The following is a 16,205-nucleotide window of genomic DNA, read 5'->3' as shown; positions in this document are numbered from 1 at the left end:
AACTTTCCGCTACTCCGGAAGTGGCCCGTGGTTGCCCTGGATATGCTCAAAGACGAGCGTGGTTTCGGTATGCCCCACTACGGGGTCCGTTGCGAGGTTGTCCAGCACCCAGTCCCGCAGGTCCTCCGTGCTTCCGACGGCAATGTGCAGCAGGTAATCCACGGAGCCGGAGGTGTGGAAGGTGGACAGCACGGCGGGCAGGTGCGGCACCCGGGCGGTGAACCTGTCAATCTGGTCCCGGTCGTGGGCCCGAAGCCGCACGGCAACCAGCGCCTGCACCGACCTGCCGATGGCCGAGAGGCTGAGCTTGGCTTCGTAGCCCTGCACTATGCCCCGCTCGGAGAGGGCGCGCGTTCGCATCAGGGCTGTGGAGGGGGCTATGCCCACCAGTTCGGCCAACTGCTTGTTGGAGATCCTCGCGTCCTCCACGAGGGCAGCCAGCAGGCGTTCGTCGATGGCGTCCAGCGGCTCCAGGTGGGCTCCCGGCCTGGTGTTCCTGGGGTTCGTGCTCACTGCGGTTCCTTCCAAGGGTGGTGCGTTCATCCTAGACCGCGGATACCGCGCTTTCACGCCCGGATATGCATGCACGGCCGAATTTCAGGAACGTGAGCATTCTTTCAGGAGCAGATAATTCGTCAGGCTGGAAGGCGGCCTGCCCTGCGGCGCGTCAGGCGGAGGGCTGTTCCGTTCGGGAATGGACGACGGCGGCAGCGGCCGCTGTGAGGCAGGCGAGGACCATAACGGTCACCGCCAGGGCATTCCACCCCCAGGACTGGAAAACCAGGCCGCCGGCCCAGCCGATGACGCTGGACCCCAGGTAGTAGGCGAGGTTGTACAGCGATGCGGCCTGGGCGCGTCCTGTGCTGGCGATGGCTCCCGTCCAGCCCGCCCCGATGCTGTGGGCGGCAAAGAACCCGCCGGTGAACACCACCAGGCCTGCCAGGATCATGGCGAGGGACGGCGCAAGCGTCAAGGCAAGTCCCGCCGTGGACAGGCCCAGACCGGCGAGCAGGATGTTCCGCCGTCCGAAGCGCACCGTCAGCCCTGCGGCCCAGCGCGAGGAGACGGTGCCGGACAGGTAGGCGAGGAAGATGAGGCTGATCAGGGTGGCCGGAAGACTGAAGGGCCCGCCGGACAGCCGGAACCCCAGATAGTTGTAAACGGCAACGAAGCCACCCATCATGAGGAAGGCCTGGACGTACAGTGCCAGCAGCCGGATGTTCCGCAGGTGCCCGCCCAGGGTGCGCAGCGCGCCGCCCAGGCCGGCCCGTGTGGAGACGAAGCCCTGGGCCCGGGGCACCAGCACCAGGAAGGCGACGGCGGCAAGCGTTGCCAGCACGGAAACGGCCAGGGCCGCTGCGCGCCAGCCCCAGAGCTCTCCGGCGGGACCGGCCACCAGGCGGCCGGCAAGGCCGCCCAGCGTGGTGCCCGCCACGTAGCTTCCCGCCGCCAGCGCCGCGTGCGCCTTGGTCACCTCTTCATTGAGATAGGCAATGGCGATGGCGGGGATCCCGCCCAGGGCCATGCCTTCCAGGAGGCGCAGGGCCAGCAACATGCCGAAGCTGTCCGCCAGCGGCACCAGCAGGCCAAGCACGGTGGCGATGGAGATGCCCCAGGTCATGGCCTTGACGCGGCCGATCCGGTCGGCGAGGAAGGACCAGGGGATTACCGTGACGGCAAGGCCCACGGTCGCCAGGGAAATCGTGAGGGCGGCCTCGGCCGCGGAAATCCGGAGGTCCGCTGCCAGCAGCGGCAGGACCGCCTGCGTGGAGTACAGCTGGGCAAAGGTCGCCACGCCGGCAAAGGACAGGCCCGCGAGGATCCGGCCGTAGGCCCGCGATCCCTTGGCATGCCCGTCCCAGCGCGGCTCCGTACCGCTGCCGGTAAGGCTGGCATTGTGTGGCATTCCGCCAGCGTAGCCCTTGCCCAATACATACCTCCAATGCATGTTTTGTGCAAAACTGATAGCAAAATCGGATGCTTCCCCAACTGGGTAGCGGCAACTGTCGTTTTCGGTGCCCAACACGACAGTTGGCGCTACCTAGTTGGGGGGAGTCGGGGAAAGGGAGGCCAAGCCGTGGAAGCAGACCACAAGCAACTCATGCAGCTGCTTCCCCTCCTTCCCCTGCTGGCCGAGCTGGGGCGCACGGAGCATGTGACGGAAACGGCGGAACTGCTGGGAGTACCCCAGTCCACGGTGAGCAGGGCACTCGCGCGGGCCAGCGCCGTCGTCGGCACCGAACTCCTGGTGAGGGACGGCAGGGGCGTCCGGCTGACTCCCGCTGCCCGTACCCTGCTGCCGTACATCGAGCAGGCCCTGGCGGAGTTCCAGGCCGGGCTGGACCTGGTCCGCAACGAATCGGAGGTGGTCCGGGGCAGGATCTCGGTGTCCTTCCAGCACACGTTTGGCGAGGCAACCCTGCCGCTGCTGATCAGTGTGTTCCGCAGCCGCCACCCGGGTGCCATCTTCACCCTGAGCCAGGGCTCCCGGAACGCCTGCCTGGAGGAACTCGCAACCGGCGGAGCTGATTTGGCCCTGACCGCCCCGGTGGCGCCGGCCGGCAGGAACCTGCAGTCCTCCCCGCTGTACCGTGAGCCGTTGCGCCTGGTGGTCCACCACAGCCATCCCCTTGCCGGACGTACGGCGGCGGGACTGGACGAGATCAGGACCGAGCCGTTTGTGGCGCTCGGCCCCGGGTACGGGCTGCGCTCGCTGACCGACGCGCTGTTCCGCGACGCGGGCTACCGGCCCCGCATCGCTTTCGAAAGCCAGGACTCCCACACCGTCCGCGGGCTCGTGTCGGCGGGGCTGGGCGTCAGCATCCTGCCGCCCGGCGGCGACGCACCTGGCCGGACCGTCAGCCCGGCAACGGGAAACCTGGGGTGGGTGGAAGTTCCCCTTGATTCCGCCCTGGCCTTCCGCGAGGTGGGCATCAGCTGGCGGCGGAGGAAGCCTGATGCCGAACCGGTCCAGGTCAGGCTCTTCCGGGAGATGGTGGTTGCAGAGGGCCCGCGGCTGCTGGCCGGGCTGGCCAGGCAGCGGACCGGCTGACGGGCAGGGCAAGAGGACGGGATACCCGACGGCGGCGGTCCAGCCCCGGAGGTCCGGTGCCTTCGCGGCCAGTACCCTTGTGACGTGACCAACACCGAAAACCCCACCGCACGTCCCGCCGAACCATCCACAGCACGTCCGCCCGCCGGCGTCATCATTGGGCTGGACATCGGCGGCACCAAGACCCACGGCATCCGGTTCGAGGACGGGATCGCAGTTGCCGATGAATCAGCCGGCAGCTCCAACGTGCAGAACGTCACCCGCGACGAGGCCGCGCGCAACATCGCCCACCTCTTCGCCCGGATCGGTGGCGGCAACGTGTCCCAGGTGTATGCAGGATCCGGCGGGATCGACACTGACGAGGACGCCGCAGCCCTTGCCTCGCTGATCCAGCCGCACGTTCCCGGCGCCCGGGTGACCGTGGTGCATGATTCGCGCCTGCTGCTCGCTGCCGGACACGCGAGCACCGGGGTGGCGGTGATCGCCGGAACCGGCTCCGCCGCCTGGGGCAGGAACTCCGACGGCGATGAGGCCCGGGCGGGCGGCTGGGGCTACCTGCTCGGGGACGAAGGCAGCGGATACTGGCTGGGCCGCGAAACGGTGCGACACAGCCTCCGGCAGATGAACCAGGGCCAGCCGGCCGACCAGCTCACCTCAGCGCTGCTGCAATCCTGCGGTGTGGACCACCCCAACAAGCTCATTGCCCTGTTCCATTCCCCGGACACCGGCCGCCGTTTCTGGGCCCAGCAGGCCCGGCAGGTGGTGGAAGCCGCAGCCGGGGGACACCCCGCGAGCCAGGCAATGCTCGACCAGGCCGGCCAGGACCTGGCAGGCCTGGCGCTCCAGGTCCTGGACCAACTGCGGATCACCGGCCCCGTCATCCTGGGCGGCGGCCTGGGAATGAACGTGGCACCCCTCCAGGAGTCCTTCCGCCGGCACCTCGAAAATGCCGGAGTGACGGACGTCCGGGTGCTGGACCAGGAACCGGTCTTCGGCGTGCTGCAGCTGGTGGCGGAGCCGGCCTGACCGTTTGCTGCGCCGGGCCTGGCCGCGCTGTTTAGACCCGCTGTTTAGACGGAGCGTTTCCGGGGAGTCAGCCGGACACCGGGAAGCGGGGGAGCAGGGATGCGTCCGGCTTCGGCGCCGGCGTCAGGACCGTGGCCCGCTACCAGGCCGTAGCGGGCGGCAGCCGCCTCCGCGTCCGGCAGGCCGTCCTGGGCTTCCCAGGCCTCCCGGGCCTGTTCCACTTCCTCGTGCGTGCGGCCCACGAAGTTCCACCACATCAGCAGCTCCTCTTCGAACGGCTCGCCGCCGATGAGCAGGAAGCGCGTGCCGGGCAGGGCCTCGACCTGGAGTTCCTGCCGGCCGGTGCCCAGATAGCCGAGCGGGCCGGGGGCAAGTTCCTGGCCGTCCAGCTCCAGGCCGCCGTCAAGCACCAGGATGCCGTGTTCAAAATCCGGGTTCAGCGGCAGCAGCGCCGCCCCCTCGCAGGAAACGTCCGCTCCCACGATCGGTGAGTACATGGTGGCCGGGGAGGCGACTCCCGCGAGCTCACCCACCATCACGGTGGCGGTAAAGCCTTTGCCCCTGGCCTGGGGCAGTGCCCGGTGCTGTTCGAAGGCCGGCCGGCGGTGCCGTTCCCCTTCGGGAAGCGCCACCCACAACTGGAGACCCCGCTGCACCGGCAGTTCCTCACCGGCAGGCGGAAGCACCGCGAACTCCGAGTGGGACACGCCGTGACCCGCCGTCATGATGTTCAGTTCCCCCGGACGGACCACCACATCGCTGCCCACGCTGTCCCGGTGGCGGATGTGGCCGGCCAAAGGCCAGGTCACCGTCTGCAGGCCGATATGCGGGTGCGGCAGGACAGACATGGCCGTCCGGTCCGGCCCGAAGCTGTCCAGGAAGCACCAGGCGCCGATGGTGGGAAGGCCGCGCTGGGGCAGCGTCCGCTGGACATTCATGGCACGCACGCCGCCCAGCGGCACTTCCCGTTCCGGCCACAACTGCAGGCACGGCCCGGGGCTTCCCTCGGCACTCGCCGGCGGACAGACTTCCTGCTGGGGTGATATCTCCAAGTTGGTCACGCTCCCACTTTAGGCCCGTGTGCCCCGGACGGCTCAGTGCTTCCCGGCCCTGCCGGTCCCGCGTCCCCGGACGGCGTCCCATCCGGGCCTCCCGCCGCTCCGAATGGTTACAGTAGGGATTCCTTTGCCCGGATTAGGTGCCGCTACCGGTGATGCCGGGCGCGGTTTGGGCTACGGTAACTATCAGCGTGCTGATGACAATGTGGCGGTGCTTTGAGCGCCGTCCGAGCAGAACAGGTAAGTCCGCACCATGGACCAGGCGATGATCGAGTTTCAGAGCGTGACCAAGCAGTACCAGGGCGGGCAGCCGGCCGTGGATGACCTCTCCATGTCCATTGGGAAGGGCTCTATCACGGTCTTTGTAGGGCCCTCAGGCTGCGGCAAGACAACATCGCTGCGCATGATCAACCGGATGGTCGAACCCACGTCCGGCACCATCACTGTTGGCGGCAAGGACGTCACCTCGGTACCGGCAGCAGAGCTGCGGCGGTCCATGGGATATGTGATGCAGTCCGCCGGATTGCTGCCGCACCGCTCAGTGGTGGACAACATCGCCACCGTCCCCCGCCTGAACGGCGTATCTAAGTCCGATGCCCGCAGACGGGCCGAGGAACTCCTGGATGTGGTGGGGCTGGCCCGCCATCTGGGCAAGCGGTACCCCGCACAACTTTCCGGCGGGCAGCAGCAGCGTGTGGGCGTCGCACGCGCCCTCGCCGCGGATCCACCCGTCCTCCTCATGGATGAGCCCTTCAGTGCTGTGGACCCTGTTGTCCGCGACGAACTCCAGCAGGAACTGCTGCGGCTCCAGAAGGACCTCGCCAAGACCATTGTCTTCGTTACCCATGACATCGATGAGGCCACCGTCCTGGGGGATAAAGTCGCTGTCTTCGCGGTGGGCGGACGGCTCGCGCAGTACGCCACGCCGGAGGAGATCCTGCGTGCCCCGGCCAACGACTTCGTGGCCTCCTTCGTGGGGCGCGACCGCGGTTTCCGCCACCTCGGGTTCACCCCGTCCGACGGCGTCACGCTCCACCCGGTGCCGACCGTTGTCCGCGGTCCCTCCGGCCACGAGTCCGACCCCGCAGCCGCCGGCGGCTGGCAGCTTGTAGTGGATGCCGACATGCGCCCCCTGGGCTGGGCGACACCTGGCACCGACACCGGCATTATCCCCGGCGGCTCGCTGTTCCGGCCGGGCGAGAGCCTGCGCCGGGCGCTGGACGCAGCCCTGTCGTCGCCGTCGGGCCTTGGCGTGGCAGTGGATTCCGAGGGCAAAGTCCTGGGCGTGGTCCGCGGGGGCGAAGTCCTGGCCCTGATTGAAGAGGCACGCCAGATACGGCAGGCTGCGCTCTGATGGAGTGGTTCCTGGCGAACAGCGGCATGGTCCTGGAACGCGCGGGCCAGCACATGCTGCTCGCCCTTGTCCCCATGGTTTTGGGACTGCTGATCTCCATCCCGTTGGCGCAGCTGGCCCGGCAGAACCGCACGCTCCGCTCAGTGGTGCTGACGGCCTCCTCGCTCCTGTACACCATCCCGTCGCTGGCGTTGTTCATCATCCTGCCCACCATCCTCGGCACCCGGATCCTCGACCCGCTCAACGTAGTGGTGGCACTGACCATTTACGCCGTGGCCCTGCTGGTCCGTGCAGCCCTGGACGCCTTCGACTCCGTGAATGAGGATGTCAGCCAGGCTGCGGTCGCCATGGGCTACAGGCCCCTGGCACGGTTCCTGCACGTGGATCTGCCGCTGTCCCTCCCTGTCCTGTTCGCCGGCCTTCGGGTGGTGTCCGTCAGCAACATCTCCCTGGTCAGCGTGGCAGCCCTGCTGGGCATCGGGAACCTGGGGATGCTCTTTACATCCGGCCTGCAGAGGGATTTTGTTACCGAAATTGTGGTGGGAATCATCGCCATCCTGGTCCTGGCACTGCTGATGGACGCCCTCCTGGTAGTCCTGGAGCGGATCCTCACGCCGTGGGAGCGCGCCGGGAAGCGCCGCACCCCGCAACCGGCCGGCGGCAACGTACCAGAGGAACCTGCCGCCCGTCGTCTTTCCGCACCGAAAACGGGAGGCGGCAACGCATGAGCGTCTTCACCGACACCTTCGCATGGCTCGCCGACCCGGAGCACTGGACCGGCAGCGCCGGCATTCCCGCCCGGCTCGCCGAGCACCTGCAGTACACCGGCCTGGTGATGCTCATTGCCGCCGCGATCGCCGTGCCCATTGGCCTGTACGTCGGCCACACCGGCCGGGGGAGGGTGGCCATCGTTGCCCTCGCGGGGGCCCTGCGCGCCCTGCCCACCCTCGGGTTGCTGACGCTCTTCGTCCTGCTTGCCGGCATCGGCCTGATGCCCCCGGTCTGGGCACTGGTCATCCTCACCGTACCGCCGCTCCTCGCGGGCACCTATGCCGGAATTTCGAGCGTGGACCGCAACGTGGTGGACGCCGCCCGGGCCATGGGAATGACCGAACTCCAGGTCCTGTTCCGGGCTGAGTTGCCCAACGCGCTGGCCGTGATGTTCGGTGGCTTCCGCACGGGGGTGCTGCAGGTCATCGCCACGGTCTCCGTCGTTGCCTACATCAACCTGGGCGGCCTTGGCCGCTACCTCTTCGACGGCCTTGTCCTCAGCGACTTCCCGCAGATGCTGGGTGGTTCACTGCTGATCGCGGCCCTGGCCATCGCCGTCGACCTCGTCCTGTCCCTCTTCCAGAGGCTCTTCCTCGCATCGGGAGCCTCGAAGCAGTCACGCCGCAGCCAGCAGGCTGCGGTCGATCTCACAGACCCCGTAATCGCGGAGGCTGTTGTACAAGGAGGTAAATCATGAATGAAAGCCGTCCCCAACTCTTTGGCAGGCGGGCCCTGGGCGGGCTGGCCGCCGGCCTTGGCGTGGCACTGGCGCTGTCCGCCTGCGGTGGTTCCGATCCCCTGAGCAATCCTCCAGCCACCAGCACAGGCGGTTCCGGCGAGGCAACGTCCCTGGTGGTGGGCTCGGCGGACTTCCCGGAAAGCCAGATCGTGGCCGAACTGTACGCCGGCGCGCTGAACGCGGCAGGACTCACGGCCACCACCAAGCCGAATATCGGCTCCCGCGAGGTGTACTTCAAGGCTGTCCAGGACGGTTCGGTGGATGTGGTTCCGGACTACACCGGAAACCTGCTGCTGCACGTGGACAAGGAAGCCACCGAGGAATCGGCGGACGACATCGCCGGTGCGCTGCCGGACAAGCTGCCCGAAGGCCTTGCGGTTGCGGAAGCTTCCAAGGCGGAGAACAAGGACGCCATGGTTGTCACCAAGGCAACGGCGGAAAAGTACCAGCTGAAGTCCATCGAGGACCTGGCCAAGGTCTGCAGTGAGATTGTGGTGGGTGCTCCGGCAACTTTTGCCGAGCGTGCCTACGGGCTGCCTGGCCTGAAGGAGAACTACAACTGCGAGCCCAAGAAGCTGGAGCCCTTCAGCGACGGCGGCGGTCCGGTGACCCTCAAGGCGCTGCTGGAAGACCAGGTCCAGGTGGCGGACATCTACACCACCACTCCGTCCATCGCGGACAACGACCTGGTGGTCCTGGAGGATCCCAAGAACAACTTCATCGCCCAGCAGGTCATCCCGCTGTACAACGAGGCCAAGATGACGGACAAGGCGAAGGAAGCCCTGAACTCGGTGTCCAGGATCCTCACCACGGAGGACCTGATCAACCTCAACCGTGCGGTCAGCGGCAGCCAGAAGCAGGGCGCCAAGGAAGCAGCCGAAGCGTGGCTGAAGGAAAAGGGCATCCTGAAGTAGGCCGTCCGCCGCGTTAGCGGCGTTCTGTTCGAGGCAATGACGACGGCGGCTGCCGGACTTCGAAAAGTCCGGCAGCCGCCGTCGTGCGTGTGTGGGCGAGGTCTCACGGGTGACACATCCTTCCTGTGGCATATTTGAGGGATGGCAGAATTCAGGCAGTCCACGAAGCTCAACAACGTCCTTTACGACATTCGTGGACCGATCCTCCAGGCGGCCCAGCAGATGGAGGCAGAGGGGCACCGGATCCTCAAGCTGAACATCGGCAACCCCGCGCCGTTTGGGTTCGAAGCGCCTGACGCCATCCTGGTGGACATGATCCGCCACCTTCCCCACGCCCAGGGCTACAGTGACTCGCGGGGCATCTTCTCCGCCCGCACTGCCGTCTCGCAGTACTACCAGACCCGCGGCATCCAGAACATCCACGTGGACGACATCTACCTGGGCAACGGCGTCAGCGAACTCATCACGATGTCCCTGATGGCCCTGCTTGACGACGGCGACGAAGTCCTGATCCCCACCCCCGACTATCCGCTGTGGACGGCCTCGGTGGCGCTGGCCAGCGGAAAGCCGGTGCACTACCTCTGCGACGAGGAATCCGGCTGGCAGCCCGACCTGGAAGACCTCGAAGCCAAGATCACGCCGCGGACCAAGGGCATCGTGGTGATCAACCCGAACAACCCCACCGGCGCCGTGTATCCCGAAGAGACGCTGAAGCGCATCGTGGCCCTTGCCGAGAAACATGGCCTGGTGCTCTTCGCTGACGAGATCTACGAAAAGATCCTCTACGAGGATGCGGTCCACGTAAACCTGGCCAAACTCACCGGTGACCACGTCCTCTGCCTGACCTTCAGCGGACTGTCGAAGGCATACCGGGTGTGCGGTTACCGCGCCGGATGGATGGCCATCTCCGGACCCAAGAAGGACGCGGCCGACTACCTGGAGGGCATCAGCCTGCTGGCCAACATGCGCCTGTGCGCCAACGTACCGGCCCAGCACGCCATCCAGACGGCCCTTGGCGGATACCAGAGCATCAACGACCTGATCCTGCCCGGCGGCCGCCTCCTGGAACAGCGCAACAAGGCCTACGACATGCTGAACGCCCTCCCCGGTGTCAGCACCCAGCAGGCCCGCGGTGCCCTGTACCTCTTCCCGAAGCTTGACCCTGAGGTCTACCACATCCGCGATGACGAGAAATTCGTCCTGGACCTCCTCAGGGAGCAGAAAATCCTGGTTTCCCATGGCCGGGCCTTCAACTGGGTCCGTCCGGACCACTTCCGCATGGTCACGCTGCCCAACGTTAAGGACATCGAAGAGGCAGTGGGCCGGATGGGGGACTTCCTGAGCAGGTACCAGGGGAACTAGCCTGTGCTCACGGGCGCTTGAGTCCCGTGGCACTTCGCGGAAAGGAATTCCCATGGCCGGCGTCATTCGTTTCGATCAGCATCCTTCTGAAACCCTTCGGGTAGGGGACGGGTTCTCCTTGTCCGGCGTCGATCCGGATTCCACTCCCGGCTACAGCGGCTCCAAGGAGGACGGCAGGCTGCTGCTGGCCGACATGGACGACGAGCTCACTGAACTGCAGGAGAAGCTGTTCGCCGAGTCCCGTTTCGGCGGCCGCAAGCGGATCCTGCTGATCCTCCAGGCCATGGATACCGCCGGCAAGGGCGGGATCGTCAAGCACGTCATGGCCGCCATGGATCCGCAGGGCGTCCAGTTCAAGGCCTTCAAGGCGCCCACGGACGAGGAGAAGTCCTACGACTTCCTCTGGCGGATCGAGAAGGAAGTGCCGGCGGCCGGCATGGTGGGGGTCTTCGACCGGTCCCACTACGAGGATGTCCTGATCCACCGGGTGCACGGCTGGGCCAGCCCCGACGAGATCAAGCGCCGCTATGTGGCCATCAACGAATTCGAGACGCGCCTCACCGACTCGGGGACGAAAGTGGTGAAGGTGATGCTCTACATCAGCGGCGAGGAGCAGAAGGCCAGGCTCCTGGCCCGGCTGGACAATCCCGCCAAGCACTGGAAGTACAACCGGGGCGACCTCGACGAGCGCGCGTTCTGGGAGGACTACATGAATGCCTACCAGGACGCCATTGACGAAACCAGCACCAGGGACGCGCCATGGCACGTGGTTCCGGCCAACAAGAAGTGGTACGCCCGGATCGCCGTGCAGCAGCTGCTGCTGGGTGCCCTTGAGGAACTGAACCTGGAATGGCCCAAAGCGGAGTTTGACGTCTCCACCGAGCGGGAGCTGATTCTTCGGTCCTGAGCCCCGCCGGCCGGTTACGGGTTGCAGGGCTGGTTACGGGTTACCCGGGCCGGCTCCCGTTTACAGCGGCTGGTCGCGGGCGGCGGCCAGCCGCTTACGTGCCCCCTCGAGCCACTCCTCGCAGCGTGCGGCCAGGGCTTCACCGCGTTCCCACAGCGCCAGCGACTCTTCGAGGCTGGCGCCTCCGGCCTCGAGCCTGCCCACGACGGCGATGAGCTGTTCACGGGCCTCCTCGTAGCTCAGGCTTGCGATGCCGGCGTCCGGCTTTTGCTCACTCATGCGGTTCTCCCGTTGCTTGAATTGTCCTGACCAGAATCCGTGAACGCGCCTGCGCCGGTGGAGGTTGCACCGAAGCGGCCCTCCGCCACCCTGATGGACAGGGGCGAACCGGCCGGCGCGTCAGCCGGGCGGCGGACCACGGCGTGCCCCGCGACCGCTGCCGGCCCTGCCTGCTGACCGGCGAGTTCGACGACGGCGTACCCCCGGTCCAGCGTCTTCTGCGGCGACAGCGCGCGCACCTGTGCCTTGAGGTGTTCCAGCTGATCGGCGGCGCGCACCACCGTGGAGTTCACGGCAGCGGAAGACCGCCTCAGCAGCCGCTCAATTTCCTCGCTGCGGACGGTCACCAGTGCCTCCGGTGACGCCAGGACCGGCCGGGAATGAAGCGACGCGAGCCGGTCCGTTTCCCGGTCCACCATGCGCTCCATGCAGCGCCTCAGCTGTTCCCGCGCCTGCCGGACGCCCGCCAGTTCCTCGGAAACCTCCGGAACAATCCGCTTCGCGGCGTCGGTGGGGGTGGACGCCCGCAAATCTGCAACGTCGTCCAGCAGCGGCCGGTCGGCTTCGTGCCCGATGGCGCTCACCACAGGGGTGGCTGCTGCCGCCACGGCGCGGACCAGCTCTTCGCTGTTGAAGGGCAACAGGTCTTCAAGTGCGCCTCCGCCGCGGGCGATGACAATGACGTCCACTACGGGATGCGCGTCGAGCTCCCGCAGGGCACGGACAATCTGGGACACGGCAGTGTTTCCCTGGACAGCCACTTCACGGATTTCGAACTCCACCGCAGGCCAACGCAGGGCCGCGTTCCGCAGGACGTCCTTCTTGGCGTCGGAATCCCGGCCGGTGATGAGGCCGATGCGGTGCGGCAGCAGGGGGAGTGGCTTCTTGCGGGAATCGGCGAAAAGTCCCTCCGCGGACAAGGCCTGCCGCAGCCTCTCAATCCGGGCGAGGAGGTCACCCAGGCCCACCGGCCGGATGTCCCTGACCAGCATGTTCAACCGTCCGGTCTTCATCCAGAACTCGGGCTTCAACAGGGCCACCACGCGTGATCCGCGTTCCAGGGGGAGGTTCTGGCGCTCCAGTACTTTGGTCCAGACCGAAGCCGGCAGGGACACTTCGGCATCAACATCCCGGAGCGTCAGGTAGGCGTTGCTGCCGCGGCGGTTCAGTTCAATGACCTGGCCTTCCACCCACGCCGAGGGTGTCCTGTCGATGTGGGCTTTGAGCTTTTGCGAGAGCAACTGAAGCGGCCACGGGTTATCCGGGGTGGTTTCAGCGGCGGTGGCGGGCAGTGTGGAGGGCGCGGTGCCGGGAAGGGAAGCCTGGTCAGACATGCAAACGCCCTTGCGGGGCTGGAGCTGCGGGCATGGGGTCCTTCGTCTGTTGTGCGGCGGTTATTCAACCTTATCCATAAGCTGTAGCACGCGGGACTGACAGCGCCCGGCCAGGATCCCTGCCTAGGATGGGTCTACCGCCATCAACCCAAAGGATCTGCTGTGCGCACTTTTGTTTCCGCCGTCGCCACCGTGCTGGGTGTCCTGCTGGCCGCCGTGGCTGTTCCGGCCATCTGGCTTGACCGCAGCATCGTCCAGGAGGACGGCTTCGTGGGGCTGGCGGCGCCGCTGGGGCGAAGCTCCGAATTCCAGCAGCAGCTGGCCGCTGCGGCCGTGGGAACCATCGACACCAGCGCAGTTCCGGGGTTCCTGTCCGATCTGGTCCAGCCAGTGCTGGAGGATGCGGCCACGTCGCTGTCGGGGCTCCCGGGATACCCCGCCGCGTGGGAGGAAACATTGCGCAAAAGCCACCGCCTCAGCTTCCCGGAGGCCGCGGCGGAGCCTGACCCATCCGGTTCCGTCTCCTCGCTGACTCTTGACGTGGCCCCGCTGGTGGCGCTGGGTGCCGGGGAAATCTCCCGGGCCACCGGCCTTCCGCTCGATCCGCCGGGGGAAACGCTGATCAACGTTGGCCAGCCCGAACAACGGGAGTGGACCGAGCGGCTGGCCACTTATGCCCCCATGGGCTACATGCTTGCTGGCGGTTCAGGTATCGCCTTCCTCCTGGCCCTCGTGGCGGCACGACGGCGTTGGACCGTGCTGGTGGGCGCCGGAATTGGCGGGGCGCTGCTTGCGGGCCTCTGGGCGGTGGGTGCTCAGGTGGGTGCGGCCCAGGCACTGGCCGTGGACACCGGAAATGAGGTTGCCAACGTGTTCCGGAATGAGTTCGTGGCCGCCGCCAACGCCGACTTCACGGCCTGGACGGCGGGCGCGGCCATCACCGGCGGGCTGCTGCTGCTCCTGGGCATTGTGGCCGGAATCTCATCGCGAAGGCGGCCGCGGGCAACCCGGTAGCATGGAGAAATGACCTCCTCAGCTGTTTCCCTTTCGATGCCCACCATCCCGCGTAGGCGCCGCTCCCCTGAGGAAGTAGCAGCGGCAGCCCCCGTCGCAGGAACCAAGAAAGTGCTGCTGGCCGCTCCGCGCGGCTATTGCGCCGGTGTTGACCGCGCGGTGATCGCCGTTGAGAAGGCGCTGGAGCACTATGGTCCTCCGGTGTACGTGCGGAAGCAGATTGTGCACAACGTCCACGTGGTTACGTCCTTGGAGGAAAAAGGCGCAATCTTCGTGGACGAGACTGACGAAGTGCCCGAGGGCGCCCTGGTCATCTTTTCCGCCCACGGCGTTTCTCCTGCCGTGGTGGAATCAGCCGAGGAACGGGGTCTGCGCACCATCGATGCCACCTGCCCGCTGGTGACCAAGGTCCACAAGGAAGCAGTCCGGTTCGCCAAGGACGACTTCGACATCCTCCTCATCGGCCACGATGGCCATGAAGAGGTCGAAGGGACAGCAGGCGAAGCGCCCGAGCACATCCAGATCATCAACGGCCCCCACGAGGTGGACAAGGTCACGGTCCGCGATCCCGAAAAGGTCATCTGGCTTTCGCAGACCACCCTGAGTGTTGACGAGACCATGGAGACCGTACGGCTGCTCAAGGAACGGTTCCCCACCCTCCAGGATCCGCCCAGCGACGACATCTGCTACGCCACCACGAACCGGCAGGTGGCCATCAAGAAGATCTCGCCCCAGGCGGACCTGGTGATCGTGGTTGGCTCGGCGAACTCGTCCAACTCCGTCAGGCTCGTGGAAGTGGCCCTAGAATACGGGGCCAAGGCTTCCTACCGGGTGGACTTCGCCAACGAAGTGGATGAAGCCTGGTTCGAAGGCGTGGCCACCGTGGGCGTGACGTCCGGGGCGTCGGTGCCGGAGGTGCTGGTGCAGGACGTGCTGCGGCTGCTGTCCGATTACGGTTACGGCACCGTCGAGGAAGTGGTCACAGCGGAGGAAGACCTTCTCTTCTCGCTGCCCAAGGAGCTCCGCGCAACCCTGAAGCAGGCCGGTGACGTCAGCCGCGCGCTCGGCGGGCGCAGGCCGCGCAGCTGACGCCGTCCGCCGCCGGGTTCATCCCGGCAGCGGCGCCCCCGTCCCAGGCGTATCGGCCTAGGCGGCTGCCTCATCGTGCTGGAGTTCCGGGGCGGCGAGAGCGCGTGGCGTGACCTCCACGGCCGGCGGCGCGGTCAAACCTGACTCTTCGAGTGTGTTCAGCTTCCGGGCCGTCGGCAGGACCCGTGCTTCCAGCGTGCCGACCATGGCGTTGTAGCGGTCTACCGAGGTTTTCAGCGATGACCCCAGCTTGGTGACGTTCTCGCCCAGTGTTCCCATGCGGTCGTAGAGCTGCCTCGCCAGGTCGAACAGTTCCCGGGCGCTGTCCGTCAGCACGTCCTGCCGCCACGTAAAGGCGACCGACTTCAGGACGGCCAGCAGGGTGCTGGGTGAGGCGAGGACCACGTTCCTGGACAGGGCGTGGTCCAGGAGTTCCGCATCCGCCGTCAGCGCCGCGGCCAGGATGGACTCGGCCGGGATGAAGCAGATCACCAGTTCGGGGGAGTTGCCGGGGATATCCCAGTACTTCTTGTTGCTGAGCGAGTCCACGTGGGCCCGGAGCGCTTTCGCGTGCGCTGCGAGCAGCGACTGCTGGTTTCGGCGGTCGATTGCGGTGGTCATGCCCTGCTGCCCGTGCCGGGCGTCGGCCGCCCCCAGCTCCTGGGCCTCCAAATAGGACGACAACGGAACCTTGGCATCGACCACCAGCTGCTTGTCGCCGGGGAGCTGGACCACAAGGTCGGGGCGGACCGTGGAATCACCACCGGCGCTGTGGACCTGTTCCACGAAATCAACATGCCGCAGCATCCCGGAGGCTTCCACCACGCGCCGCAGCTGCACCTCGCCCCACTGGCCGCGTGCACTGTTGGAGCGCAGGGCGGACTCCAGTGCGTGCGTGGACCTGATCAGCTGTTCGTCCGAGAGCCTGGCTTCCTGGAGCTGCTGCGCAAGCTGGCCGTACTGTTCCACCCGGTCGCGCTCCAGCAGCGCCACCTGCTGCTGCACCGCGGAGAGCTTTTCCGCAACGGGTGCAAGGGCACGGAGCACACTGCCGTCCTGCGTCCGTGCCTCGCCCAGCTCCCGGTTCTGTGCGGCCAAAAGCCGGCGCTCGGCGTCGGCCGCGGCGAACTGGGCGCTGACTTCGGACAGCCGCGACGAGACGGCGTCGAAATCCGCCTCAAGGGCATGCGAGTTCTTCCGCAGTGCAAAATACGTGGCTGCAGCACCGGCCAAGGCACCCAGAAGCAGCATGAACAAGGCAAGAATCAACGCAAAAACATCCATGCCCTCACTGTTGCATGGGGCT

General features: G+C 66.7%; 16 protein-coding genes. 10 read left to right on the top strand and 6 right to left on the bottom strand.

Annotated elements, in window-relative coordinates:
• Positions 1-9 precede the first annotated feature (9 nt).
• Both ACZ9BC_RS11885 and ACZ9BC_RS11880 read right to left on the bottom strand, forming a co-directional pair.
• Positions 10-513: an Lrp/AsnC family transcriptional regulator gene (locus ACZ9BC_RS11885; protein WP_079597362.1), complete on the bottom strand. Its 504-nt coding sequence runs from the start codon at positions 511-513 to the stop codon at positions 10-12.
• A 154-nt stretch (positions 514-667) separates the two neighbouring features.
• Positions 668-1,906: an MFS transporter gene (locus tag ACZ9BC_RS11880; RefSeq protein WP_476246118.1), complete on the bottom strand. Its 1,239-nt coding sequence runs from the start codon at positions 1,904-1,906 to the stop codon at positions 668-670.
• Positions 1,907-2,077: 171 nt separating this feature from the next.
• Here ACZ9BC_RS11880 and ACZ9BC_RS11875 point away from each other — a divergent pair, with 171 nt between their 5' ends.
• Together ACZ9BC_RS11875 and ACZ9BC_RS11870 are read left to right on the top strand one after the other, a co-directional pair.
• Positions 2,078-3,052: a LysR family transcriptional regulator gene (locus tag ACZ9BC_RS11875; RefSeq protein WP_476246117.1), complete on the top strand. Its 975-nt coding sequence runs from the start codon at positions 2,078-2,080 to the stop codon at positions 3,050-3,052.
• 84 nt (positions 3,053-3,136) lie between these two features.
• Entirely contained in the window at positions 3,137-4,078 is a 942-nt protein-coding gene (locus tag ACZ9BC_RS11870) for an N-acetylglucosamine kinase (protein WP_476246116.1), read from the top strand.
• 44 nt (positions 4,079-4,122) lie between these two features.
• On the opposite strand, the gene ACZ9BC_RS11865 is transcribed toward ACZ9BC_RS11870, so the two are convergent.
• The gene (locus ACZ9BC_RS11865) at positions 4,123-5,139 is read right to left on the bottom strand and encodes a pirin family protein (RefSeq protein WP_476246115.1); all 1,017 of its coding nucleotides are present in this window, start codon (positions 5,137-5,139) and stop codon (positions 4,123-4,125) included.
• Between the two features lie 250 nt (positions 5,140-5,389).
• On the opposite strand from ACZ9BC_RS11865, the gene ACZ9BC_RS11860 reads away from it, so the two are divergent.
• The 6 genes from ACZ9BC_RS11860 to ACZ9BC_RS11835 all read left to right on the top strand — a co-directional run bounded on the left by ACZ9BC_RS11860 (position 5,390) and on the right by ACZ9BC_RS11835 (position 11,183).
• Positions 5,390-6,490, top strand: a complete 1,101-nt coding sequence (locus ACZ9BC_RS11860) for an ABC transporter ATP-binding protein (RefSeq protein WP_476246114.1) — start codon at positions 5,390-5,392, stop codon at positions 6,488-6,490.
• Entirely contained in the window at positions 6,490-7,218 is a 729-nt protein-coding gene (locus tag ACZ9BC_RS11855; protein ID WP_476246113.1) for an ABC transporter permease, read from the top strand. The genes ACZ9BC_RS11860 and ACZ9BC_RS11855 overlap by 1 nt, the downstream gene beginning before the upstream one ends.
• Positions 7,215-7,958 carry an ABC transporter permease gene (locus ACZ9BC_RS11850; protein ID WP_476246112.1) on the top strand — a complete coding sequence of 248 codons (744 nt, stop codon included), beginning with the start codon at positions 7,215-7,217 and terminating at the stop codon, positions 7,956-7,958. Before ACZ9BC_RS11855 ends, ACZ9BC_RS11850 begins: the two co-directional genes overlap by 4 nt.
• Entirely contained in the window at positions 7,955-8,914 is a 960-nt protein-coding gene (locus ACZ9BC_RS11845; RefSeq protein ID WP_476246111.1) for an ABC transporter substrate-binding protein, read from the top strand. Before ACZ9BC_RS11850 ends, ACZ9BC_RS11845 begins: the two co-directional genes overlap by 4 nt.
• A 141-nt stretch (positions 8,915-9,055) precedes the next feature.
• Entirely contained in the window at positions 9,056-10,276 is a 1,221-nt protein-coding gene (locus ACZ9BC_RS11840; protein ID WP_476246110.1) for a pyridoxal phosphate-dependent aminotransferase, read from the top strand.
• Between the two features lie 52 nt (positions 10,277-10,328).
• Positions 10,329-11,183, top strand: a complete 855-nt coding sequence (locus ACZ9BC_RS11835) for a polyphosphate kinase 2 family protein (RefSeq protein ID WP_476246109.1) — start codon at positions 10,329-10,331, stop codon at positions 11,181-11,183.
• A gap of 60 nt (positions 11,184-11,243) precedes the next feature.
• Here ACZ9BC_RS11835 and ACZ9BC_RS11830 read toward each other — a convergent pair whose 3' ends face one another.
• Entirely contained in the window at positions 11,244-11,462 is a 219-nt protein-coding gene (locus ACZ9BC_RS11830) for an exodeoxyribonuclease VII small subunit (RefSeq protein ID WP_476246108.1), read from the bottom strand.
• Positions 11,459-12,796 (bottom strand): exodeoxyribonuclease VII large subunit, encoded by a 1,338-nt coding sequence (gene xseA / locus ACZ9BC_RS11825; protein WP_476246107.1) that lies wholly within the window; start codon positions 12,794-12,796, stop codon positions 11,459-11,461. The genes ACZ9BC_RS11830 and xseA overlap by 4 nt, the downstream gene beginning before the upstream one ends.
• A 162-nt stretch (positions 12,797-12,958) precedes the next feature.
• Between xseA and ACZ9BC_RS11820 the strand changes: the two genes are divergently transcribed.
• On the top strand, positions 12,959-13,810 hold the full coding sequence (locus tag ACZ9BC_RS11820; protein ID WP_476246106.1) for a hypothetical protein: 852 nt from the start codon (positions 12,959-12,961) through the stop codon (positions 13,808-13,810).
• 9 nt (positions 13,811-13,819) lie between these two features.
• On the top strand, positions 13,820-14,899 hold the full coding sequence (locus ACZ9BC_RS11815) for a 4-hydroxy-3-methylbut-2-enyl diphosphate reductase (RefSeq protein WP_476246105.1): 1,080 nt from the start codon (positions 13,820-13,822) through the stop codon (positions 14,897-14,899).
• Positions 14,900-14,956: 57 nt separating this feature from the next.
• Here the strand turns inward: ACZ9BC_RS11815 and ACZ9BC_RS11810 are convergent, their stop codons facing one another.
• Positions 14,957-16,183 (bottom strand): DNA recombination protein RmuC, encoded by a 1,227-nt coding sequence (locus ACZ9BC_RS11810; protein ID WP_476246104.1) that lies wholly within the window; start codon positions 16,181-16,183, stop codon positions 14,957-14,959.
• Between the last annotated feature and the right edge of the window lie 22 nt (positions 16,184-16,205).

The organism is Pseudarthrobacter sp. TE3704, assembly GCF_056279405.1.
Note: the sequence above shows the minus strand (reverse complement) of the source record. Positions and strands in the feature narration are given on the sequence as shown.